Below are 20,979 nucleotides of genomic sequence, written 5' to 3'. Positions count from 1 at the left end.
GAATATATCGCCTGATGAATCGTCCAATTCGATTTTGTTCGAGATTTGACTTGCGCAACTGTGCATAGTGTATATATACTGTGCTTACTGGTTATATACACGTAAAGGAACCATCGTGGACATCATCCTATCCAACTCGAGCGACAAGCCCATCTACGAGCAAATCGCGTCGCAGATTCGAGCGCATATTTTGGCGGGCACATTGGTGAGTGGCGAGAAGCTGCCATCGATTCGCGCCCTTGCAAACGGGCTCGGCGTGAGCGTCATTACCACCAAGCGCGCCTACTCCGATCTAGAGGAAGCGGGCTTCATCGAAACCGTCCAGGGCAAGGGCTGCTTCGTCGCAGCAGGCAATCAGGGGCTTCTGCGCGAAGAAGAGCTGCGACGCATGGAAGCACTGCTCGCACAAGCGGCGGCGCTCGCCGAAACGCTCGGCGTTACCCGCGCCGATTTGCATAAGGCGCTTGACCTCGTAGCCCCCGAAACGCGTGAATAGAAAGGCGGCATCATGGCGAACCTTTTGGAAATCAAAGATGCACAGCGCCAGATTGGCGACAGCTTCGCGCTGTGCAACGTGAACCTTGCCGTAGCGCCAGGCGAGATCGTCGGTTTCGTCGGCGCAAACGGCGCGGGCAAAACCACAACCATTCGAGCCGCGTTGGGGCTCATGAAACTTGATGCCGGCGAGGTGCGCCTGTTCGGCGAGCCCTTCGGCCCGAATGCGCCCGACAGCACACAGCGCCACGTGCGCTCACGCATCGGCGTGGTGTTCGACACCTGCCCCTATCCAGCGGAATTCACCATTGCACAGATGGAGCGCTGCCTCGCGCCCGCCTTCCCCACCTGGGACAAAGCGCAGTTCTGGCGCCTTGCCGAGTGGTTTTCGCTTTCTCGCAAGGCGAAAGTGAAGGATCTCTCCCGCGGCATGGGCATGAAACTGCAGCTTGCCGTGGCGCTTTCGCACAAGGCCAATTTGCTCGTGCTCGACGAAGCCACCGCGGGGCTCGACCCCATCGCTCGCGACGACGTACTCGCCACCTTGCGCGAATTCGCCACCCAGGAAGGCCACGGCGTGTTGCTGTCGAGCCATATCACAAGCGATTTGGACCGCATTGCCGATCGCGTTGTGGCCATCGATGACGGCCGCATCATTTTCAATATGCCTCGCGAAGAAATTACCGACATGGCAGGCATCGCCCATTGCACTGCAGAACAGGCTCACACGATTCTCGAATGCGTCGAAGAAGCGCTCGTTGAGCGACGCGAATTCAGTTGCGACGTGCTCGTGCCCAACCGCTTCGAGTTCGCCGAAGCATTTCCTGAAATCCCCTGCGACCACGCCTCAATCGAAGACTACCTGCGCTTTACGTTGAAAGGAATCGCGCAATGAAAGCGGCATTGAAATCGGAATTTGTCATCTTTGGTACCTTCATGCCGGCATTCGCCGTGATACTCGTACCTGTTTGTGCCATTATGGCGTTCGCCATAGGCAATTGCATTTCAGCGGTCGCCTGCGTGAGCGCCATGGTTCCTATGATTCTCATGTTTTCACTCACCTCGTATGATGATCAAAACGGGTGGAAGCGTTATCGCGCATCGCTGCCTTTCTCGCGTCGCGATGTTATTGCCGCGCGATATGGCTCGATTCTTATCGCGTCCCTCATCGCCGCGGCGTGCGCGACGATGCTTGGCATCGCGCTCAATGCCATTTTGCCCTCGTTCGTCCACGATTTCGAAGCAATGCCAACGACCGAGGTAGCAGCAGGGTCACTTTTCGCGACCTTCTCAGTGGTTATCATGGTGGCCATTGGCGAGCCGTTCCTCATCAAATTCGGCGCCACGAAAGGCGTACGCTATCTCATGTGCTTCGCCATTCTCTCTTTATGCATTTGCCTCGCGATTCTGAAGCAGACGTTCGACCCCATGCTGCTGCACAATCTCGACACCTGGGCCGATGCCCACTTAAGCCTTCTGTTCGTTTCGCTGACCGTCGTATCGCTCGCACTTTTCGCTCTAAGCTGCGCCATAAGCACGACGATTTACCAGCGAAAAGACCTCTAACTATCCGCGTCAAAGCAAGTCTCGAGCCCAACCCGGCAACTTCATTCAGCCCCTCACGCAAAAAGGCGAGCCGTCCAAAACGACTCGCCTTTCCTTATAGGCGCCGCATTGTCGCGATTTTGCCCGCCGCAACGCACAAGGCGCGAAGCGGCAGGGCGCTGGGGCACGCTTACTCTCGCATGGTCTGCTTCGCCTTCATTGCGAAAAGCGCCGATGCGCCTACGAGCATCGCAACTGTCGCAACCAGCCCAACCGTTGGGGCTTTATAACCCACGAGCATCACACCTACGCCGAAGATTGCCATACCCGCGCAAAGCACCGAGAGCCATTTCTCGTAGAGACGTTTTTCCGATGCGTTCCCTTGCTCATTGGCAGAGCTCCCCCGCTCCTCAACAACACTCCTGCGTCTTTGAGAGGCACCCTTCTTGTTCGCCATGCCGTTCATTTAAGCCACATCCTCTTCAGCAAGGCGCCCGCTAAACACGCGATAGGCAATCACGTGATACACCAGCACCAACGGCACGCCAATGCAGGCAATGCCCGTCATCCATGCGAGCGACGTATCGGACGACGCGGCGTTCATGAGCGTAATGGGTTCGCCCACGCTGCCGGGTGCCGCAACAACCAAATTCGGGAACAACGACACCGCAGCCAACGCCACCAAGCATACCGCCGCGATTGATTGCAGAACGAAGGCGGCCAGATCGTTGCCCTTTTTCGCCTGAGCAATCGATGCCGCAATACACACGACGAAAGCGATGGCAAAAATCGCACCCGCGACCAGCATGCCCGGGGCGAACTGAGGTTTCACCACGGCAAATGCAAGCACAGTCGCCACCACGAACAGCACGAGGACCACGACGTGCCACACGCGACGCTGCTTTTCCGCACGCCCGTGCACCGCGCTCGTGCGTTCAGTCTTCAGCGCCACCCATGCAGCGCCCGCCGCCATGCACATCGCAAATCCCAGCGCGCCAACGACGAGCGTAAACGGCGAAAGCAAGCCAAGCAGCGGCACACCCGCGTAGTCGCCGTTCGCCGCAAGCGGCACGCCGGCAATCACGTTGCCGAGCGCCACACCTAACAGCAGGGCAGGCAAAAACGAACCGATTGTAAAGCACGCATCCCATGCGCGGCCCCATTTCGGGTCGTGCGCGCCAAACTCAAGCGACACCGCACGCACGATCAGGCCAAAAAGCACGAGCATGACCGCCAGGTAAAACCCCGAAAACGTCGTGGCGTACGCCGCGGGAAACGCAGCAAACAGCGCGCCGCCCGCTGTGAGCAGCCACACCTCATTACCATCCCACACAGGGCCGATGCTGCGACGCACAAGGGCGCGTTCGGCGTCGGTTTTCGCAAGCGCACGATAGAGCACGCCTACGCCCAAATCGAACCCATCGAGCACGAAATAACCCGCGATAAGCACGAATATCAAGAAAAACCACAGTACAGCGAGAGCACTCATCGCTATTCACCATCCTTTGCATCGCAGGTCTTCGCAGCAGGCTCTGCCGCCGCGGCGCTCTCAACAGCCGCAACGGCATCGACGGGGCCGCGCTTAATGAAGTGCGAAATCACGCGCACCCAGCCAATGAACAAGAACGCATACACCACCGCGAACAAAGCCAGCGTGAGCAGCAGTTCGGGCGCCGACACCGCCTGCGATATGGCGTTATTCGTAAGAAGGCTCACGCCATCGGGACCTGACGTCGACGGATACACGACCCATGGCTGTCGGCCGACTTCGGCGGTAATCCAACCAACCTGAATGGCGATAAACGGGAACAGAGGAGATACGATGAGGAGCTTCTGCAGCCAACGCATGGTGGCAATGCGCCCACCACGCATCGAGAACGCAATCGCAAGAATCGCGGTGAGCATAATGAGGCCATACATCGCAACCATCAGGTGATACGACTGGAACACCATATTCACCGGCATGTCGGCGACGTTCATCTCGCCATACTTTTCGGTTTCGGCGAGCGAATTGAGACCGGCATATTCGGTATCCCACGTGCCCGTCGCCAAGAAGCTCGTGCCGCCAGGAATCGCGAACGGAGTAATGACCTGCTGGCTTTCTTCGTCAACCCAGCCAAAAGCGTACAGCGGCGGCACCTCGTCGTTATACATGCCTTCCATCATGGCCAGTTTCGTGGGCTGCTCTTCCGAAACCTCCACCGCCGAAGCATGGGCCGTCACAATCATCGCGCACGATGCGACGATGCCTACCACAGCGCCAATGCGCACGGTTTTCATCGCAAAATCGGAATGCTTGCCCTTCAGCAAATACCACGCTCCAACCGCCATGGACACGAATGCGCCCAAAATGAGCAGCGCCACAATCACGTGCGTATAACGCGGCAAAATCGAGGGATTGAAAGCCGCCGCAAGGAAATCGGTGATAACGGCCTTCGAACCATCGCTCGCAAGCTCGGCGCCAGCCGGCGTTTGCATCCACGAATTGGCAATCAGAATCCACAGCGCGCTCAAGCACGAACCTGCCCACACAAGCCATGCCGACACCATGTAGAACTTAGGCGACACCTTCTTTTCGCCAAAGAGAAGAACACCAAGGAAAACCGATTCCAAAAAGAAGGCGAACAGGGCCTCGGCGGCAAGCGGCGCACCGAAAATATCGCCTACGAAGCGCGAGTAATCGGCCCAGTTGGTTCCAAAAGAGAACTCCATGGTGATACCTGTCGCAACGCCAATGGCAAACGTCGCCGTGAAGATGCGCACCCAGAAATGCATGGCGGCGCCATCTTTTTCATCGCGGCTTCGATAATACTTCGTCGCAAAAATCGCCGTGATAAGGCCCAAGCCTATCGAAAGCGGAACGAATATGAAATGGTAGGCCACCGTTACCGCGAACTGAATTCGCGAGAGCAGCGCCACGTCAAACAACGCGTCCATTTCCTTACCCCCTTGTGTCGTTGCTTATATGTTACCAACTAGGTGTCATATTAGACCGAATAAAAGAAAAATGGAATACTAATTAGGAATTTATATCGTTAATTTCGGAGAGGACAGAGCGACAAAAGAAAACCGCCTTTTATGGCGGTCATCTTCTGTATGGATTGTTTAAAAGACGAGTTCGAGCGAGACGCTCTTGACCCCGATCGCGCGGCACCAGACGGCGCACTCAAGTGGTGCAGCGGTACGTAAGAGGCAACGACGGAAGCTAAACAACAGCGGCATCCGAGCGGCGTGACCGCGCGCGAATCCACGCTCGAATGCCGCGAACGGCACCCCAACGGCACGTGCGACGTTCACTTCAGCGCGCACACCGTGCCTCGGGCTCGCGACATGCAACCTATGCCTGATAGACGGCCTTAACAAGATATTCGACGTTGCCCTCAGCACCCTTGATGGGGCTTTCCACCGCGCCCTCAATTGAGAAGCCGACTGCAGCGAAAGCATCGGAAACTTCCTTCACAACGCGCAGTCGAACCGATTCATCGCGCACGATGCCGCGGTCGGTTTCGTCGTGGGCGCTTTCGAACTGGGGCTTCACGAGCAGCAAGCACACCGTGCCAGGCGCGCACAATGCAGCGAATACGTCGGCCAATCCGGCCAAGCCAATGAACGACAAATCGGCCACGACGATATCGAACGGCGCGCCAAGCTCGGCAGGAACGGCCGTTTTGATATTCGTGCGCTCGAACACGCGCACACGCTCATCTTCGCGGAGCTTCCACGCGAGCTGTCCGTAGTTTACGTCGACGCACGCGACTTCGGCGGCGCCCGCCTGAAGCAGACAGTCGGTAAAACCGCCCGTCGACGAACCAATATCGATACAGCGTGCGCCACGCACATCTTGAGCGAACGCATCAAGCGCCCCTTGGAGCTTGTGCCCGCCACGGCTCACATAGGCGCGACGATTGCGCACAAACACATCGGCATCGGGGCTCACCAATACCGCAGCGCTTGTAGGATACACGTCATTCGCACGCACCTCATGCGCGAGAACCGCGCGCAACGCTTCACCCCTATCGGCGAAATAGCCGCGCTCAATGAGCAAATCGTCCAAGCGGATTTTCTTCTGTTTCGGTTTTTTAGGTTGCGGCGCACCCGGCTGCGCAGTTTTCTTCGCCACGCCTACAGCTCCGCGTATTTCTCGCGAATGCGAGCAGCCATGCCGCACGAATCGATGCCGAGCATATGGTGCAGCTGAGGCACCTTGCCCTGCTCAACGAATTCGTCAGGAATGCCAAACGTGAGCACGGGCGGCACCTGCGCCGGCGGGTTTGCGGCAAGAGCCTCCAGAATGCCTTCGCCAATGCCGCCTTCAATGGCGCCTTCTTCAGCCGTGCACACGAGCTTGCATTCGAGCGCGGCCTTGCGAACCGCCTCCTCGTCAAACGGCTTAATCCAACGCATATCGACAACGCGCACGGAAACGCCTTCCTTAGCAAGGATATCGGCGGCGCCCTCCGCCTCCTGCACCATGCGACCGAACGCGAGAATAGCCACGTCGGAGCCTTCACGCGTCGTGCGAGATTTGCCCTCTTCAAGTACCTGGGGCACAGCGGGAAGCTCGACGCCCCGCGCTTCGCCGCGCGGCCAACGAAGAACGACCGGGCCCTCGAGCGCCAAAGCCGTATGGAGCATATGCACGAGCTCGGCCTCGTCGGAAGGAGCCATCATGCGAACGCCAGGAACCATGCGACCATATACGATATCGAACACGCCGTGGTGCGTAGGGCCATCGTCGCCCACGAGCCCTGCGCGATCGAGGCAAAACACCACATTGGTATTCGCAAGGGCATTATTGATTACGAGCTGGTCAAACGCACGCTGCATGAACGTCGAGTAAATGCACACGACGGGTTTTTTCCCGCCAAGCGCCAAGCCGCTCGCAAGCGCAACGGCATGTTCCTCGGCAATACCCGTATCAATAAATCGCTTCGGGAATTTCTCAGAGAACGCGGCCAAGCCCGTGCCATCTTTCATGGCAGCCGTGATGGCGACAATATCGTGGTCGCGCTCGGCTTCAGCGACAATAGCCTTCGAGAATACGCTCGTGTACTTCGGGGCGGAGCTTGAGCCCTTCTTCACTTCGCCCGTCGCGATGTCGTATGGCCCAATGCCATGGAATTTGCTGGGGTTTTCTTCGGCGGGTTCATAACCCTTGCCCTTCTTGGTAACCACATGCAAAAGCGTGGGACCGTCGGCCTTAAGGCACACGCGCAACGCGCGCTTGAGCGCGGCGATATCGTGACCGGGAATGGGCGCCGTGCACGTGATGCCGAGCTTTTCGAAGAGCATCTCACCTGGAATGACCATTTGTTTGAAGGAATCTTTCGCGTTGCGGCCCAAATCGACCAGACCGCGGCCAAGCGGACCGCTTGCCTCGAGCACGCTTTGCACCGAATCGCGCGTACGCGTGTATTCGCGGCTCGCACGCTTTTCGCCCAAATAACGAGCGAGCGCACCTACGTTGCGCGAGATGGACATCTCGTTGTCGTTCAGAATAATGACCATGGGCGTTTGCAACTGGCCCAGCTGATTGAGGGCCTCAAACGCCATGCCACCCGAAAGCGACGCATCGCCGATGATGGTAACGATTTTCTCATCGCCGCCATTCAGATCGCGTGCCATAGCCAGGCCCAGCGCCACCGAAACCGAATCGGACGCATGGCCGGAAGGGTGCACGTCGTATTCGCTTTCGCTCGCCTTCGGGAAGCCAGATATGCCGCCGAATTGGCGCAAAGTGTCGAACTCGCCCAAGCGGCCCGTAACGAGCTTGTGGGCATACGACTGGTGGCCCACATCGAAAAGCAGCTTGTCATGAGGGCAATCGAGCACGCTGTGGCATGCCAGAATAAGTTCGACTACGCCAAGGCTCGGCGCCACATGGCCGCCCGTTTTCGACGTGGTCGTAATAATTTGCTCACGAATTTCAGATGCAAGTATGGAAAGCTCCTCGTTGGTGAGGAGCTTCAAGTCCGCGGGGGACGAAATCATATCGAGAATGCGATGGCTCTCCATTAAGGAACTCCCAATCTCCGTATTCAAATTCGGCACCTCGCGGATGCCTTGCGCGCCTAGCGCTGCATCGCGCCTTCCGAAGAAGGCGCATCGCTATCGGAGGCGTCAAGCGTTTCGAGCAGTTCGGTCGCCTTCATGCCCAGCTTCACGGCCTCATCATACAAATCGAGCGCCGCATCGAGCGGCATATCGTCGCCGCGCACCTGCGTCGCGATTTCATCGAGACGATCGCGAATCTGCGTGAACGCCTCGCGATCGAGCGATTCCAAGCCCATAGCGAGCCTTACTCGACGTTTTCGGCCGAATCGGCTTCGGCGGGCTTAAAGTCGGAAAGAATGCCCATCGTGGGAATCTCGGCGGGCGCAGCCTCGGCAACGCCTTCAGAGGCCTCCTCGGTCGGAGCCTCCGCGGCAACACCCTGCTCGCTTTCAGACAAACGAGCCAGGCGACCCAAAATGCCGTTCACGAAGCGATGGGAATCGTCTTCGCCGCCGAATGCCTTGGCGAGCTCAACGGCCTCGTTGATGGCGACAGACTGCGGAACGTCGTCAACGTAGCGCATCTCGTAAACAGCGAGGCGCAGAACGGAGCGGTCAACCACGGGCATGCGGTCGATGGCCCAGTTTTGCGAGCTTTCGCCAATCGCGCGGTCGAGCTCGGCGCGATGCGCGGAAACGCCGCACACCAATTCGCGCGCATATTCATTCGCCTTGGCCTCTTCGGGGACCAAGCCTTCGTCGACCAGCTTGTCGGCGGGCACACCAGTGATTTCACTTTGATACAGAATCTGCACCGCAGCGCGACGTGCGAGAATTCGTTTAGATACGTTGCTCATGCGAATTGGAACCTTGCTAACTAGTTATTGAAACGGATGCCGTCGACATACACATCGACCGACGATACAGTGAAACCGACCTGTGTTGCCACAGCATCGGCGACGGTTTGGCGAACGGCTTCGGCAACCTGCGGAATGGGCTTGCCGTAGAAGACGTCGATATGCACAGCTACGTCGACGCCCTGCTCTTCGTTCATGCTCACATCAATACCCTGGCCAGCCGGCTTTGCGGCGAAGCGGGAACGCAAGCCCGTGAACGTAGACGAGCCAACGCTGGCAACGCCCTCAACCTCTTTGGCCGCGATCGCGACGATGGTTTCCATGACTCCGGGGGCCAGCCCCAGTCCGTCGACATACAGCTCTTCGCTCATGGCGCAATCCTTTCGGCCGATTGATTCATATAGGCAACCTAGAATTGTACTCCAATTCGTGCGCATTCACGGTAAGACCGTAAGAACGCAGGCAGAGACACATTCGCACCAAAATCAGTGGAAGCGGCCGGCGAATGCGGCTCGGGCGAAACCAAGGCGACACGCACTTTCAGTGCGCGAGTCGAAGGCCGAATCCAAAATGCGCTGCCATGGCCACTTGCAGCGCCGGCAACTTCCGTAGTTCGCCAGCACGGCGAAACCCTAGAACATCGCCTTGATGCCGATAAGAACGAGCACCACGCCGCCGACAATCTGCGCGCGATCGCCCAGCAAATGGCCGAAGCGCTTGCCGATGGCCAACGCCACAATGCAACAGAGGAGCGTCGTAACACCGATAATGCTTACCGCGGGCGCTACGGCAACGCTCACTGCGCGCAGGCTCACGCCCACGGCGAACGCATCGATGCTCGTAGCTACGGCCTGCACCAAAATCACTTTAAGCGTCAGCGCGTTGCCATCTTCTGAAACTTCCTCTTCCCCATCACCGCCGCCGCGCAGGGCGCACGCGCCTTCTTTAATCATATTTCCGCCGATAAAGCCAAGAATCACCAGCGTGATGATGCCCGAGTACGTTTCGATGAAGTCACCCACGACGCCGCCCAGGAAATAGCCAAGCAGCGGCATTCCCGCCTGGAAGACGCCGAACGCGACCGGCAGCGCAAGCAAGCGTGCGCGCGAGGCGTTCGGATAGCAGAAGACGTTCGAGATGGTTACGGCGAAGGCGTCCATGGACAACGCAACGCCCAGAAGAACGATCTCTACAATGCTCATGTTCAGTTGTTCTTTCGAATAGGCTCCCGGGTTCGCGATAAAAGCTCGCGAGAAACTGCCCGATTGCAGCGTACAGGCCACCCCGCCTGCCGCCCGCAGCATATGATTGCGCGATTTTACCACCCAGCGGCCCCAAAGCGCGAAAACTTCACCCGTTGCCCGAAAGCCGTTAAATGCTCGTAGCGTTTGCCGGTTGCTGGCCGCGCTCCCACGAAGCCCGAGCCATTAAGCTTCGAGGACAGCCTTTGGGGGCCGTTAGATGCCCACGTTAATGCTTGTAGCGTTCAACAATCCAATCGCCCACAAATATCAAAGCATTGAGTCGGTCTAAGAAAAGGAAAGGGAAACGTCTCGACCTGTTAAACGCTACAAGCATTTAACAGGTCGAGAGGCACAAAAAAGGGACGCTCGCCTTCAAAGCGAGCGTCCCTTTCGCACATAGCGAAAACTTCGTTTACCGTTCGTCAAAACGGAGAAGCAACTACACCAAAGCCACCGGCAGCGCCGCAACCACGATAAGGAAGCGGAGCAGGAAACCGCCGATAAGCACGCCCGCATCAGCAGCAGCGCCAATGTAGTGCGCCTTGGGGGTTTCCTCAAAGCCAGGCTTCGAGATGAACAAAAGCCACGTCTCAACCGCGGTAGGCGCAACCAGGCCAACCACGATGAAGCCAAGCCAGAACAAAACCGCCCAGTTGCCGCACACGAGGCTCATCACCGACTCGAAACCGGCAACGGAGTTGTAGCTCGTGATGAAGCACAGCGAAGCCACCAACACAAGCTCGACAATCGGGAAGCAATAGTGGAACTTCTTCAGCACTCCCACGCTATCGAATTCCTTGGGGAACTTCAGGCCGCCCACAAGCAGCACCGAAGACATCCCCGTGGAAACCGCCGAAACCAAGAACAGAATCGGCAGTAAAGCGTTGTTCCACAGCGGGAACGTCTGGCATACACCGAGCAAAGCGCCCGTGTATGCGCCAACGCATACCGCAAACACCGAGCCCGCGATTTCAAGCCACGCAGGCACCTGCTTCTTCAAGCAGTCAAGCAAAAGCGTGACAAGTGCGATAATCACAAATGCCGCCAGGAACACAACACCCCAGGTCATAACCGAGCACGGGTTATGCAGAAGCAACGCGAAACGCAGCGGGTTGTGCAAACCAGCCTCAGCGTCGAACATCAGCAAGAACAAGCCGATGATAACGACCACCGGAGCAATGACGTGACCGGCGAAGCGCATGCCATGCGCCTCGGGATGCTTCCAGCGCAAAAACGCCGAAGTGATGAAGGCGCCGCCGCCCAAGCCTGCAAGGAAGAGGTACCACGCAATAGGTGCGCCCCAAACTGGTTCAAATGACATGTTCGCCCACCTACCTTACGTAGAAAATCTTGGACTTGGTCGCATCGCCCAAAAGCGGGGTCGCATGCGTCGCGGCAAGAACCTTGGAGACTTCCGAATCGGGGTCATCCAAATCGCCAAACACACGCACACCTGCCGGGCACGCGGTCACGCACGTCGACATCTCGGTGCCATTGAGTGCGCTCACGGTGCAGAAACGGCATTTGTCGACCGCGCCCGTGCGCTCGTCAACCACACGCGCCTGGTAAGGGCACGCAGCCATGCAGTATTTGCAGCCGATGCAGCGACCGTGATCGATGCACACGATGCCGTCTTCGTTGGTATACGTCGCGCCGGTGGGGCAAACCGCCTGGCACGGCGCATCTTCGCAATGCATGCACTGCGAAGGGACCACTTGCAAAGAAGCCGTCGGGTATACGCCCGTCTCAACTTCAGAAAACTTCACGAACGGCATGCTCGAAAGCAAATCGTTCTGATTCTGACACGCCAAGCGACAGGCGCCGCAGCCGATGCACTTGGTCGTGTCGATCACCATTCCGTATCGGGCCATAGCTTATGCACCGACCTTCCTGATCTCGACGGGCACCTCGCATACCATGCCCGCGCCGGTCGCAGCGTCGCTCGCGCGCGGTACGATGTCCCACACGCTTGCGCCATAGCCGGCTGCCTGCGCCATTTCCTTCGATTCAATGCCATAGTGAGGCGGCACGTACACCGCTTCAGGATTGATGAGGCTCGTCACGCGAACCTTCATGCGAATCTTGCCCGTGGAGGTGGAAAACTCAGCCTCATCGCCATCGGCGATGCCGAAGTTGGCTGCCGTCTGCGGGTTGAGCCATGCACGCTCTGCGCCGGAATCTTTCGCGAGCGCCGCAATTTTGTCGGCGTCGGCAGTATAGGTGCGCGTCTGCATGCTCTGAGCGCCCGTAATAAGACGCGGCATATGGTCATTCGGCGCAACCGTAGGATCAGCGTACTGAGGAACGCGAGCCAAGCCCGCCTTCTCGAACGCGTCGCTTGCAAACGGAATCTTGCCCGAATCGGTGCCAATGGCGGGAGCATCGCCCGCGAGCACCGAAGCGCCGGGGATTGCGCAGCACGCGGTATCGTTCAAACCGTCGAGCGTAATGCCATAGGCCTTGCAGAAGGCATTGTTGACATCATCGAGTTCAAAGGCGAAATCGTCGCCCTTGCCGCACGCCTTCGCCAAATCGGTGAAAATCTGGTAGACGGCGCGAGCCTCGCCCGCAGGAGCCACGGCCTGGTTGCGCTTTTCGGCAACCGACCACTCGGCCGCGACAGGAGCGACAACGCTTTCGACCTCAAGGTAAGTCGCAGCGGGAAGCACATAATCGGCCTTCTGCGCGGTTTCGGTGAGAACCGAATCGATGACGACCTTGAAGCCAATGCCGGACAGGTTTTCTTCAACCTTAGCGGAATCGGCCCAGTCGGCCGCGGGGTCGCACTCAACGAACAGCGCCACATCGGCAGCGCCCTTGGCAGCGGCGCCCAATGCATCCTGGCAGCTCGCATTGCCAAGTTCTCCAGCCTTGGCAATGCCGTCGCCGGAAGCGGAAACCTTCGTGAACGGCGCGCTCTCGAAAACGCCCTCGTCCACAGAAGGAACCTTCGCCAGGAACATGCCACCCGTCTGGTTCACGGCACCGAGCATGGCGTTGAGCAGCACGGCGCAGCGTACGGTCTCAAGGCTCGTCGCGTAGCCGCAGCCGAGCAGCGCGCCCGGGCGAACATCGACATGGCAATGCGGGGCAGCTTTCACGAGGCCTCGCTCCGCGGAATAAATCGTGTCAAGCGACACGCCGCACTTCTCGGCAGCCCATTCAGGCGAATACTGAAGCATCGCAGCGTGGAATTCTTCGAAGCCTTCGCCATATTGTTCGACGAAGCTCGCATCGAAATCGCCCTTCTTGACGATGTCGCCCATGATGCCCAACAAGAATGCCAGCTCATAGCCAGGGCGCACAGCGACCCACTCGTCGGCGAGCATATCGGCGCCAGCGTTGCGCGGGTCAACGGCCATCACATAGCCACCGTTTTCGCGAACTTTCTGGAATTCCTTGACCTCGACCGGGCGCACCGTCTCGTCGCCGCTCGCATCGAGCAGCACGATGTATTCTGCGTTGGCCGTATCAAACACCGGCGTCGTACCCAAAAGAGTCTTATACGCGGCATCGATGTTGGCATTGGTAAGCGCGGAATCGTCATAGTAGTTCGGCGAACCGACAGAAGCCATGAAGCGCTTCGCATACCACGCATCGGTTGCGCGGCCATCTTGGAACAGCGCCACCTTGTTGCCTGCGCCCGTAATGTGGCTAGCGATGTCGGAAAGAGCATCGTCCCAGCTCACCTTTGTGAAGCCGCCTTTGCCGTCGGCTTTCATGGGCTCGGTCACGCGATCTTCGGAAGTCGTGAGCGAAGGCAGGCCCTGGCCACGGCCACACATATACCCGCCAGAATGCGGATGGCCTTCGGCGCCCATAAAGCGCCACAGTTTTCCACCGCGCACCCAAGCTTCGATGCCGCATTTATTCGCACAACCAGCGCACAGCGTCGCTTTGGTGTACGTGACCGAGGCATCTGAGCTTAGGGGCTCGGTTTGCGAGGAAGAACAACCCGTCGAGGTGCCGATTGCAGCCAATGCCGCGCAGCTGGCACCCGCGGCGAGGAATCCTCGCCTCGTCATCATGCTATCCATGATGTGTCCTTTCTCAAGCAAGTCAAATTGGTCGCGAGGTTAGGCCTCGGGGAACAAGGTCGACGTACGAACGATGCCCTTGTCGATCGCCTCTTGGGCGATGTCTTGCCAATCGACGAACTTGATAGCCCCGTTGGGGCACTGCACGGCGCAACGGCCGCATGCGATGCATTTCGTGGATTTGCCAATAACCGGGTCAATTTGCGGCATATTCCACGGGCAAGCCTCGTGGCACAATCCGCAACCGATGCATTTATCGGTATCGACTACGCGCGCGCCAGTCTCGGGATCGGCATAGATGGCATGCACCGGGCAGTTCTTCATGCAAGCTGCGTCTTTGCACTGCTTGCAATGCTCAACGGTGAACTGGCAGTTGCGATAGATTCCGTCGGGGCCGTTCGAGCCCTCGCCGAAGTTATAGTTCGGCCACACACGCACACGCGCGGTGGTCTGGCATACGCGACCGTCGTTGCGCAGCGAACACATCATTTCGCAACGCTGGCAGCCCGAGCAACGGGCACGGTCGGTAACAATAAGCTTAGTCGGTGTAACGTTCACGGCCATGCGACCGCTCGCGATAGTGTCTTCGATGACGCCCCATTTCGCCAATGCGCCACCGGCGATAAGGCCAACAAGACCAACGCCAATGCCTCCGGCGACTACCTGGCGGCGAGTGAAGCCCTTGGGCGATTCCTCAGCTGCAGTTTCGGTCTGCGGCTCTTCAGGCAGGATCGCTTCCCCCTTCTTCTCGTCCATCGAGAGTTCCTCCTTTTTGCACTTCTCTTCGATTGACGCACGATTCCTTGCACGCTTCGCACGAATTGCATAATGGATGCCACCGCATGCGCCCTGTCCCCTGAAGGGGGATAAAAAGCCAGGTAAAGGAACAATACCCTGCAACAGGGTACAAACAGGGCACGGCTTGGAGCACACTGCATTCGACCACTAAAAGGGGGTCAATCGCACACATGTCCTCGCACGCACGCTTCAATGTCACAGCAAAGACTTGGAGAAAGACATGGCAACTGAAAATGTCTCCTATGGTTGGCAGGGCAAGATCGCCCGAGTGAACCTGACCACGGGAGAAATCACCACCCAGTCCACCGACCCGTACAAGTATTTCCTGGGCGGCATGGGCATGGCCAACAAAATTATGTATGACGAAGTTCCCGCGGGCACAGATCCGTTCAGCCCCGAGAGCAAGGTCGTCATGGCCGTCGGCCCGCTCACCGCTTCGGGCGTTCCGCTGGCCGGCCGTACCACCTTCTCGCATCTGTCCACCTACACCACCGATCATTTGGTTGTCGATTCTCACTGCGGCGGCATGATTGGCGCCAAGCTTAAGCTTGCTGGCTGGGATGGCCTGATTATTGAAGGCGCTTCCGACAAGCCCGTCTACATTAAGATTCTCGACGACAAGATCACCATCGAAGATGCTTCCTTCGTTTGGGGCATGGGCACCCGCGCAACCACCGAAGCCATCTGCCGCAAAGATGGCAACAAGTTCTGCGTTGCAGCCATCGGCCCCGCTGGCGAGAACCTCCTTCCCTATGCATGCCTCATTAATTCGCGCAACCACTCCGCAGGCGCTGGCCTTGGTTCCATTTTGGGCTCCAAGAAGTGCAAGGCTATCGTTATCGAAGGCAACGGCAGCGTGAACGTGGCCGACCCGAAGGCCGTCGCCGAGCTTTCCGACTACATGATTTCCGACATCGTGGGCTCCAACAACAACCACGTCGTACCTTCTACCCAGCAGGAGTGGGCGGAATACTACGACAAGGGCAGCCGCTGGACGGCGCGCAAGGGCCTGTACTGGGCTCAGGCAGAAGGCGGCGCCATCGAGACGGGCGAGCCGAAGCCTGGCGAGCTCAACACCGTTGGCTATCGCTGCATGAAGTCTTACAAGGACGACGGTCCCGACGCCGAGAAGTACACCATTAAGATGAACGGCTGCCACAGCTGCCCGATTCACTGCTATTCAGACATGCGTATTCCCGGCTCTGCCGAGCATGGCGGTTTTGAAATCACGGGCAACACCTGCGTGCCGAACTTCCCGTACCTGTATATGATTGGCATTCTTGGCGAAAACGCCGGCGGCGTGAAGAACTTCAGCGAGTCTGGCGTTATTTGGAACCAGGCCATCGGCTCCACCGTGGACGATTTGGGCCTGTGGTGCAACTACGCACAGCTCTACCGCGACATCGCGCACTGCGTTGCCAAGGGCATCTTTAAGCGCGTGCTGCCCGAGGACGAATACAATATGTTCGACTGGGACGCTTTCAAGAACGATGACCCGTCGATTATGGTGAAAATTTTGCGCCACATCGCTCAGAACGATAACGAAATGAGCTATCTGGGCCATGGTCCTATCGTTTGGTGCAAGCGCTGGAACGACATGGAGTGGTTCGACACCACCGCGAGCTGCCTGATCAACTATCGCGGCTGGCCTGTGCACCATGCACATGAGTGCTTCGGCCAGGTTGGCGCTGTGTACAACATGATGTTCAACCGCGACGATATGATTCACTCCGCCGTTAACTTCCAGGGCTGCGGCCTGCCCATCGAGAAAAAGCGCGAGATTGCGAAGGAAGTCTGGGGCGGCGAAGACGCCATCGACGAGGACAAGAACTACACCCCGATGAACGAGCACAAGGCCAAGTTCTGCTGGTGGTCCATTGTCACCGACGTGCTGCATGACTCCCTCACCCTGTGCAACTGGGTGTGGCCTATGACCATGAGCCCCTCGAAGACCCGTGACTACCGTGGCGACCTCGACCTCGAATCGAAGTTCATGAAGGCAGTAACTGGCGAAGACATCACCACCGAGGAGCTCTACAAGCGCGGCGCAGCCATCATGACCCTGCAGCGCGCCAACACGATGCGCGGCATGGGCACGAACGACTTCCGCGGCGTGCATGATGTTTACACCGAGTGGCCTTTCACGAAAGATCCTGACATCAAGCCCTTCACCGCTGGCACCGATAAGATGGAAAAGGAAGATTTCCAAACCGCCCTTACCATGGTGTACAAGGAGTTCGGTTGGGACGAGAAAACCGGCGCACCGACCGCCGACAGCCTCGACAATTACAACCTGACAGACGTGAAGGAAGACCTTCAGTCCAAGGGTCTGCTCTAGGCATAACCCTGCGGGCGGCCCACCTCCCCTCACCGCCCGCTCCTTCTTTTGGAAGCCCGCCATTGTGCGGGCTTCCTTTTTATACAGACAACCATACTGGCAGGGATGCCAGGCACCTTGCTATGGACTCGGACTTATAGGTTTATAGGCATGGATCCTGCCGATATCGAGAAAGAAGAACCGAGGACGGAATCTCTCCCACGGACAACACGAAAACGCAAACTTTGGCATTTCCACGCAGACGCGGCCTCCTTTCGCGCCTTATCCAGAAATCAACTGCGGCGCAGGCGCATCCACGCGGGCGGGGGCTTTCTACCCACGCCGAACGCTCTGACGGAATCCCAGCCAACCTAGACGGCTCGTGCGTCTACCGACAAGCAAATTCAACAAGCTAGAAGCTCGAAAGATCAAGCAACGCGAAGGGTTGCAATTGCTCACTGCAGGCCTTCAGTACGTCAACCGTATAGTTAATATCGTCTTGAGTCGTTTCACTCGAGAGCGAGAAACGCAGAGCGCTCTGGGTACGTTCGGACGGCAGTCCCATCGCAACAAGCACGTGCGAGGGCTCGCCTTCATGGCTAGAGCAGGCACTTCCGCCCGCCGCGCACACGCCCCGTTCGTCAAGCAGCTCAACAAGCGAAGCCGAATCGATGCCCGCAAACGACACATTCAATGTGCCCGGCACACGCGGAGCTGTACCATTTACGCAGGTATTGGCAATTTCAGCAAGAATGCGCTGTTCCAACTCGTCACGAAGCGCCGCTATGCGCGCAGCATCGCTCGCCATATTCTCGCAGGCCTCACGCGCTGCGGCCGCCATGGCAACGATGCCGGCAACGTTTTCGGTGCCACCACGCATCGCGCCTTCTTGATGGCCGCCATTCATGAAAGGCTCCAGAGGCGCGCCTTCGCGAACATACAGGAAACCGACGCCTTTAGGGGCATGGAATTTATGGCCTGAAACGCTCAAGTAGTCCACGCCCAAATCGTCCACGTTCACAGGAATGTGAGCAAATGCCTGCACAGCATCGCAGTGGAACCGAGCGCCTGCGCCATGCGCGATTTCGCCCAGGCGGGCAATGGGTTGAATTGTGCCTACTTCGTTGTTGGCAAGCATAATCGAGGCCAAATCAGCCCCGTTGCCAAGCGCCTGAGCAAACGACGCCTCGTCGACCATACCGCCATCGGTCACGTTCGCATACGCGACATCGAATCCCTCGCCAGCAAGCGCCCGCGCACTGTTCAGCACAGCAGGATGCTCGAACGTCGAAGTCACGAAACGGCCTTTGCGGCCCTTCGCTTTCGCCTGCGCACGCATGCTTCCTTTTATGGCCCAATTATCCGATTCAGTACCGCACGACGTGAAATAGACTTCATGCGGCGCGGCGCCAATGAGCGATGCGATTTCCTCGCGAGCCCGCTCAACCGCAGCGCGGGCCTCGCGAGCCTCCGCATAGAGCGCAGAGGGATTGCCAAACGAACCGCGCAAAAACGGCTTCATGGCCTCAAATGCCGTATCGGACACGCACGTAGTAGCGGCGTTGTCCAAATACACGCGCCGTTTTTCGGTTTTTGTTATTTTCGCCTGCGTCTCCATGATGGTTACGCCTCTTTTGCCGCGCGAAGACGCGATGCGACCTCCAAATCGACCATGGAGTTTCGCAGCGAGCAGTTCTCGCACAGCACGCAATCGAGCGATGCGTCGTCGCAGGCATGCGGTCGAGCGAGCATATCCTCAAACGTGACGCCCTGGCGAATAAAGAAGTCACCGCATACTCCACGAACGGCGCACGCCGCATAGCGAGCCGTATACGACTTGTCGCGAGGAACAACGCCGCGCGCTTCTGCCAAAAGGTCGGCAGAGATGGCGGCGGCTTCTTCCACCGTTTTGCCCTCCATCCAATACACCGCTGCGCACGCGGAGGCAATCATGGCCAAACAGCCATGTGCGCGATAGCCCGCCTGTTCAATGACATGCGTCTCGGGATTCACGCGCGCAAACAACTGCACGGCAATGGTACCGTGTTTGGCCGAACCCGCCATGCCAACGGCATTCACGCCCTCGGGCACACCAGTTTTCTCGGTATCGGCCACAAGCGCCAGGGCCTCATCGGAATAGCCCTCAACGCCATTATCGTTGTCAGTTTGGAACACGTCCCTCGTACGAATATAAGGTTTGCCAACAGGCGCTCCACCAAGCATATCTTCCGGTTTCATTGTTCCCCCTCTTCGGCGCCGTGAGCGCCGTTCGTTTCATATCTCCTACGCGCCTCGTTTGCGCGTTAAAGTCAATTCACGTTTGATTGAAAACGCACTTCACCTACACGTTCATGTATCGTTCGACCGAATACCACTCCGCCAAAGCTTTCGCCTGGGCATCGGACAAATAATCGGTCGAATAGAAATATCGCTCGCCGTTGCTCGCCTCGCATGTTTTAATGTCGGGATACGAGCCCGACTCCTGCACGGCTTGCCAAGCTTGCTCGATTTGCTCGGCATTCCAATAATATGGCTTGCTCGAAAGCGATGCCGCGAGCATGGGGCGCGGATACAGGCGCGATTCTTCACGCGCGTTATCGACAAGCGTCAAAGCGTCATCGCCCTCTTCAGCGAGAAATGCCCAGTGCGCATATGTGTCGGTCATGTAGTCGCTCGAGTACAGATACGTCTGCTTTCCCTCGAGCACCTTGATGTCATCAAGCTTCCATTCGGGGGTCTCAATTTCAGAATCGAGGGAATCGCCCTCGTCAACAGACGGAGCATTCTCACCAGCGACTTCATCCGCTTCAGAGTCAGATGCCGCGACGTCTTCGACGCTGGAATCGGCACTTACCGCATCCGCGTCCGCTACGGCAGCCTGCGCAGCCTCCTCGGCGACCTTCTTAGCCGCGGCCGACGCAGCCTGTGCAGCAATAATTTCGTCGAATGCCAAGTCGGAAAAATCAACAGGAATCAAATGATCGGGCACAATGCCCGCCGCAGCCCACGTACCGGGCGTCGTGAGCTTACCTTCGTTCGAACGTTCTCGAATCATATCGAATGCAGCGGCAAGAGCATCATGCTCGGCTTTGGCCTGGCGCTCTTCGGGAGACATCTCTTCCTCGATGCGCTCCTCTTCCGCAGCGACCTCGGCAGGGTCGTAAAGTCCCGCTTCTTCCAGATTTGTCGCCCCTGTAGCAGCGAGCATTTGAGCCAAGAATTCTTCTTCAGGCGTACGATTCGGCGATGACACCTCCTGAGGCCCGCTCGCCTCTTCGACAACGCCATCGCCCGGCTGAAAACCTGTACCCTCACTGCTCTCGTTAACAGCATTCGGTATAGCTTTTCCCCCTTCAGCCGTCCAAGCCGTCTCGTTTGCATCAGTCATGAGTGATCCCCCTCACGTACATGCTTTCGCTTCATCAAAATGAAACACAATTCAACGAAATCAATATTGCCTAGACGTAAAATGCCGCTATACCCTCTTTAAGGGCATTTATAGGGTACAAAGCTCGGGCTATAATTGCCTCGTTTGAATCCCCGTTACGCGCAAGGGGGCACCGCGCATGATGCACAGGGGATAGAAGGGGGTATTGTGAATCAGGGCGAAGGGACAAACGCCGCCGAGCAACAGAGAGGAATTGCCGGCACGGAAATCACGAGAGAGCTGCTTTTGGCACTCCTGCCAACCTC

At 57.9% G+C, this 20,979-nt stretch carries 20 protein-coding genes; 4 read left to right on the top strand and 16 right to left on the bottom strand.

What is annotated here, in order from left to right:
* Nucleotides 1-115: 115 nt before the first annotated feature.
* The 3 genes from ACWI8T_RS00240 to ACWI8T_RS00230 are packed head-to-tail and all read left to right on the top strand — an operon-like array spanning nucleotide 116 to nucleotide 2,061.
* Complete coding sequence (locus ACWI8T_RS00240) at nucleotides 116-496, top strand: GntR family transcriptional regulator (RefSeq protein ID WP_281668860.1); 381 nt, start codon at nucleotides 116-118, stop codon at nucleotides 494-496.
* A 12-nt stretch (nucleotides 497-508) separates the two neighbouring features.
* Nucleotides 509-1,390 carry an ABC transporter ATP-binding protein gene (locus tag ACWI8T_RS00235; RefSeq protein WP_329933195.1) on the top strand — a complete coding sequence of 294 codons (882 nt, stop codon included), beginning with the start codon at nucleotides 509-511 and terminating at the stop codon, nucleotides 1,388-1,390.
* Entirely contained in the window at nucleotides 1,387-2,061 is a 675-nt protein-coding gene (locus ACWI8T_RS00230; RefSeq protein WP_329935829.1) for an ABC-2 transporter permease, read from the top strand. Before ACWI8T_RS00235 ends, ACWI8T_RS00230 begins: the two co-directional genes overlap by 4 nt.
* 169 nt (nucleotides 2,062-2,230) lie before the next feature.
* Here ACWI8T_RS00230 and ACWI8T_RS00225 read toward each other — a convergent pair whose 3' ends face one another.
* From ACWI8T_RS00225 to ACWI8T_RS00165, 13 genes are all read right to left on the bottom strand, one after another.
* Nucleotides 2,231-2,497: a hypothetical protein gene (locus ACWI8T_RS00225; RefSeq protein ID WP_329933192.1), complete on the bottom strand. Its 267-nt coding sequence runs from the start codon at nucleotides 2,495-2,497 to the stop codon at nucleotides 2,231-2,233.
* A 9-nt stretch (nucleotides 2,498-2,506) separates the two neighbouring features.
* On the bottom strand, nucleotides 2,507-3,529 hold the full coding sequence (cydB, locus tag ACWI8T_RS00220; protein WP_329933191.1) for a cytochrome d ubiquinol oxidase subunit II: 1,023 nt from the start codon (nucleotides 3,527-3,529) through the stop codon (nucleotides 2,507-2,509).
* Between the two features lie 2 nt (nucleotides 3,530-3,531).
* Nucleotides 3,532-4,977: a cytochrome ubiquinol oxidase subunit I gene (locus ACWI8T_RS00215; protein WP_449137495.1), complete on the bottom strand. Its 1,446-nt coding sequence runs from the start codon at nucleotides 4,975-4,977 to the stop codon at nucleotides 3,532-3,534.
* A gap of 400 nt (nucleotides 4,978-5,377) precedes the next feature.
* Nucleotides 5,378-6,094, bottom strand: coding sequence for a TlyA family RNA methyltransferase (locus ACWI8T_RS00210; RefSeq protein WP_329933187.1), 717 nt, complete (start codon nucleotides 6,092-6,094; stop codon nucleotides 5,378-5,380).
* 68 nt (nucleotides 6,095-6,162) lie between these two features.
* Nucleotides 6,163-8,055, bottom strand: coding sequence for a 1-deoxy-D-xylulose-5-phosphate synthase (gene dxs / locus ACWI8T_RS00205; RefSeq protein ID WP_449137494.1), 1,893 nt, complete (start codon nucleotides 8,053-8,055; stop codon nucleotides 6,163-6,165).
* A 56-nt stretch (nucleotides 8,056-8,111) separates the two neighbouring features.
* Nucleotides 8,112-8,330: an exodeoxyribonuclease VII small subunit gene (locus ACWI8T_RS00200; protein WP_114614826.1), complete on the bottom strand. Its 219-nt coding sequence runs from the start codon at nucleotides 8,328-8,330 to the stop codon at nucleotides 8,112-8,114.
* Between the two features lie 8 nt (nucleotides 8,331-8,338).
* Nucleotides 8,339-8,890, bottom strand: coding sequence for a transcription antitermination factor NusB (gene nusB / locus ACWI8T_RS00195; RefSeq protein WP_287537656.1), 552 nt, complete (start codon nucleotides 8,888-8,890; stop codon nucleotides 8,339-8,341).
* Between the two features lie 20 nt (nucleotides 8,891-8,910).
* Nucleotides 8,911-9,261 (bottom strand): Asp23/Gls24 family envelope stress response protein, encoded by a 351-nt coding sequence (locus tag ACWI8T_RS00190; RefSeq protein WP_114614824.1) that lies wholly within the window; start codon nucleotides 9,259-9,261, stop codon nucleotides 8,911-8,913.
* A 261-nt stretch (nucleotides 9,262-9,522) separates the two neighbouring features.
* Nucleotides 9,523-10,092, bottom strand: a complete 570-nt coding sequence (locus ACWI8T_RS00185) for a manganese efflux pump MntP (protein WP_302853539.1) — start codon at nucleotides 10,090-10,092, stop codon at nucleotides 9,523-9,525.
* A 481-nt stretch (nucleotides 10,093-10,573) separates the two neighbouring features.
* Nucleotides 10,574-11,455, bottom strand: a complete 882-nt coding sequence (gene nrfD / locus ACWI8T_RS00180; RefSeq protein ID WP_302885947.1) for an NrfD/PsrC family molybdoenzyme membrane anchor subunit — start codon at nucleotides 11,453-11,455, stop codon at nucleotides 10,574-10,576.
* Nucleotides 11,456-11,465: 10 nt separating this feature from the next.
* Nucleotides 11,466-12,005 (bottom strand): 4Fe-4S dicluster domain-containing protein, encoded by a 540-nt coding sequence (locus ACWI8T_RS00175; protein WP_123218641.1) that lies wholly within the window; start codon nucleotides 12,003-12,005, stop codon nucleotides 11,466-11,468.
* A 3-nt stretch (nucleotides 12,006-12,008) separates the two neighbouring features.
* Nucleotides 12,009-14,171, bottom strand: coding sequence for a molybdopterin-containing oxidoreductase family protein (locus ACWI8T_RS00170; RefSeq protein ID WP_449137493.1), 2,163 nt, complete (start codon nucleotides 14,169-14,171; stop codon nucleotides 12,009-12,011).
* A gap of 39 nt (nucleotides 14,172-14,210) precedes the next feature.
* A complete protein-coding gene (locus ACWI8T_RS00165; RefSeq protein ID WP_114614819.1) occupies nucleotides 14,211-14,927 on the bottom strand; it encodes a 4Fe-4S binding protein in 717 nt (238 codons plus the stop codon).
* 262 nt (nucleotides 14,928-15,189) lie between these two features.
* On the opposite strand from ACWI8T_RS00165, the gene ACWI8T_RS00160 reads away from it, so the two are divergent.
* On the top strand, nucleotides 15,190-17,307 hold the full coding sequence (locus ACWI8T_RS00160; protein WP_114614818.1) for an aldehyde ferredoxin oxidoreductase: 2,118 nt from the start codon (nucleotides 15,190-15,192) through the stop codon (nucleotides 17,305-17,307).
* A gap of 391 nt (nucleotides 17,308-17,698) precedes the next feature.
* Here ACWI8T_RS00160 and ACWI8T_RS00155 read toward each other — a convergent pair whose 3' ends face one another.
* The 3 genes from ACWI8T_RS00155 to ACWI8T_RS00145 all read right to left on the bottom strand — a co-directional run bounded on the left by ACWI8T_RS00155 (nucleotide 17,699) and on the right by ACWI8T_RS00145 (nucleotide 20,674).
* Nucleotides 17,699-18,904, bottom strand: a complete 1,206-nt coding sequence (locus ACWI8T_RS00155; RefSeq protein ID WP_449137492.1) for a cysteine desulfurase family protein — start codon at nucleotides 18,902-18,904, stop codon at nucleotides 17,699-17,701.
* Nucleotides 18,905-18,909: 5 nt separating this feature from the next.
* On the bottom strand, nucleotides 18,910-19,524 hold the full coding sequence (locus ACWI8T_RS00150; RefSeq protein ID WP_123218638.1) for an iron-sulfur cluster assembly scaffold protein: 615 nt from the start codon (nucleotides 19,522-19,524) through the stop codon (nucleotides 18,910-18,912).
* Between the two features lie 103 nt (nucleotides 19,525-19,627).
* Nucleotides 19,628-20,674 (bottom strand): hypothetical protein, encoded by a 1,047-nt coding sequence (locus ACWI8T_RS00145; protein WP_449137491.1) that lies wholly within the window; start codon nucleotides 20,672-20,674, stop codon nucleotides 19,628-19,630.
* Between the last annotated feature and the right edge of the window lie 305 nt (nucleotides 20,675-20,979).

Source organism: Slackia sp. (assembly GCF_977041755.1).
The sequence above is the reverse complement of the archived record's forward strand: the minus strand, read 5'-3'. Positions and strand labels throughout refer to the sequence as shown.

Bases quoted from the DNA above. Each gene is read 5' to 3' on its own strand.
- ACWI8T_RS00215 (WP_449137495.1), bottom strand. From the start codon at position 4,977: ATGGACGCGTTGTTTGACGTGGCGCTGCTCTCGCGAATTCAGTTCGCG.
- ACWI8T_RS00170 (WP_449137493.1), bottom strand. From the start codon at position 14,171: ATGGATAGCATGATGACGAGGCGAGGATTCCTCGCCGCGGGTGCCAGC.
- cydB (WP_329933191.1), bottom strand. From the start codon at position 3,529: ATGAGTGCTCTCGCTGTACTGTGGTTTTTCTTGATATTCGTGCTTATC.
- ACWI8T_RS00225 (WP_329933192.1), bottom strand. From the start codon at position 2,497: ATGGCGAACAAGAAGGGTGCCTCTCAAAGACGCAGGAGTGTTGTTGAG.
- ACWI8T_RS00230 (WP_329935829.1), top strand. From the start codon at position 1,387: ATGAAAGCGGCATTGAAATCGGAATTTGTCATCTTTGGTACCTTCATG.
- ACWI8T_RS00190 (WP_114614824.1), bottom strand. From the start codon at position 9,261: ATGAGCGAAGAGCTGTATGTCGACGGACTGGGGCTGGCCCCCGGAGTC.
- nrfD (WP_302885947.1), bottom strand. From the start codon at position 11,455: ATGTCATTTGAACCAGTTTGGGGCGCACCTATTGCGTGGTACCTCTTC.
- ACWI8T_RS00175 (WP_123218641.1), bottom strand. From the start codon at position 12,005: ATGGCCCGATACGGAATGGTGATCGACACGACCAAGTGCATCGGCTGC.
- ACWI8T_RS00160 (WP_114614818.1), top strand. From the start codon at position 15,190: ATGGCAACTGAAAATGTCTCCTATGGTTGGCAGGGCAAGATCGCCCGA.
- ACWI8T_RS00185 (WP_302853539.1), bottom strand. From the start codon at position 10,092: ATGAGCATTGTAGAGATCGTTCTTCTGGGCGTTGCGTTGTCCATGGAC.
- ACWI8T_RS00165 (WP_114614819.1), bottom strand. From the start codon at position 14,927: ATGGACGAGAAGAAGGGGGAAGCGATCCTGCCTGAAGAGCCGCAGACC.
- dxs (WP_449137494.1), bottom strand. From the start codon at position 8,055: ATGGAGAGCCATCGCATTCTCGATATGATTTCGTCCCCCGCGGACTTG.
- ACWI8T_RS00155 (WP_449137492.1), bottom strand. From the start codon at position 18,904: ATGGAGACGCAGGCGAAAATAACAAAAACCGAAAAACGGCGCGTGTAT.
- nusB (WP_287537656.1), bottom strand. From the start codon at position 8,890: ATGAGCAACGTATCTAAACGAATTCTCGCACGTCGCGCTGCGGTGCAG.
- ACWI8T_RS00145 (WP_449137491.1), bottom strand. From the start codon at position 20,674: ATGACTGATGCAAACGAGACGGCTTGGACGGCTGAAGGGGGAAAAGCT.
- ACWI8T_RS00200 (WP_114614826.1), bottom strand. From the start codon at position 8,330: ATGGGCTTGGAATCGCTCGATCGCGAGGCGTTCACGCAGATTCGCGAT.
- ACWI8T_RS00150 (WP_123218638.1), bottom strand. From the start codon at position 19,524: ATGAAACCGGAAGATATGCTTGGTGGAGCGCCTGTTGGCAAACCTTAT.
- ACWI8T_RS00235 (WP_329933195.1), top strand. From the start codon at position 509: ATGGCGAACCTTTTGGAAATCAAAGATGCACAGCGCCAGATTGGCGAC.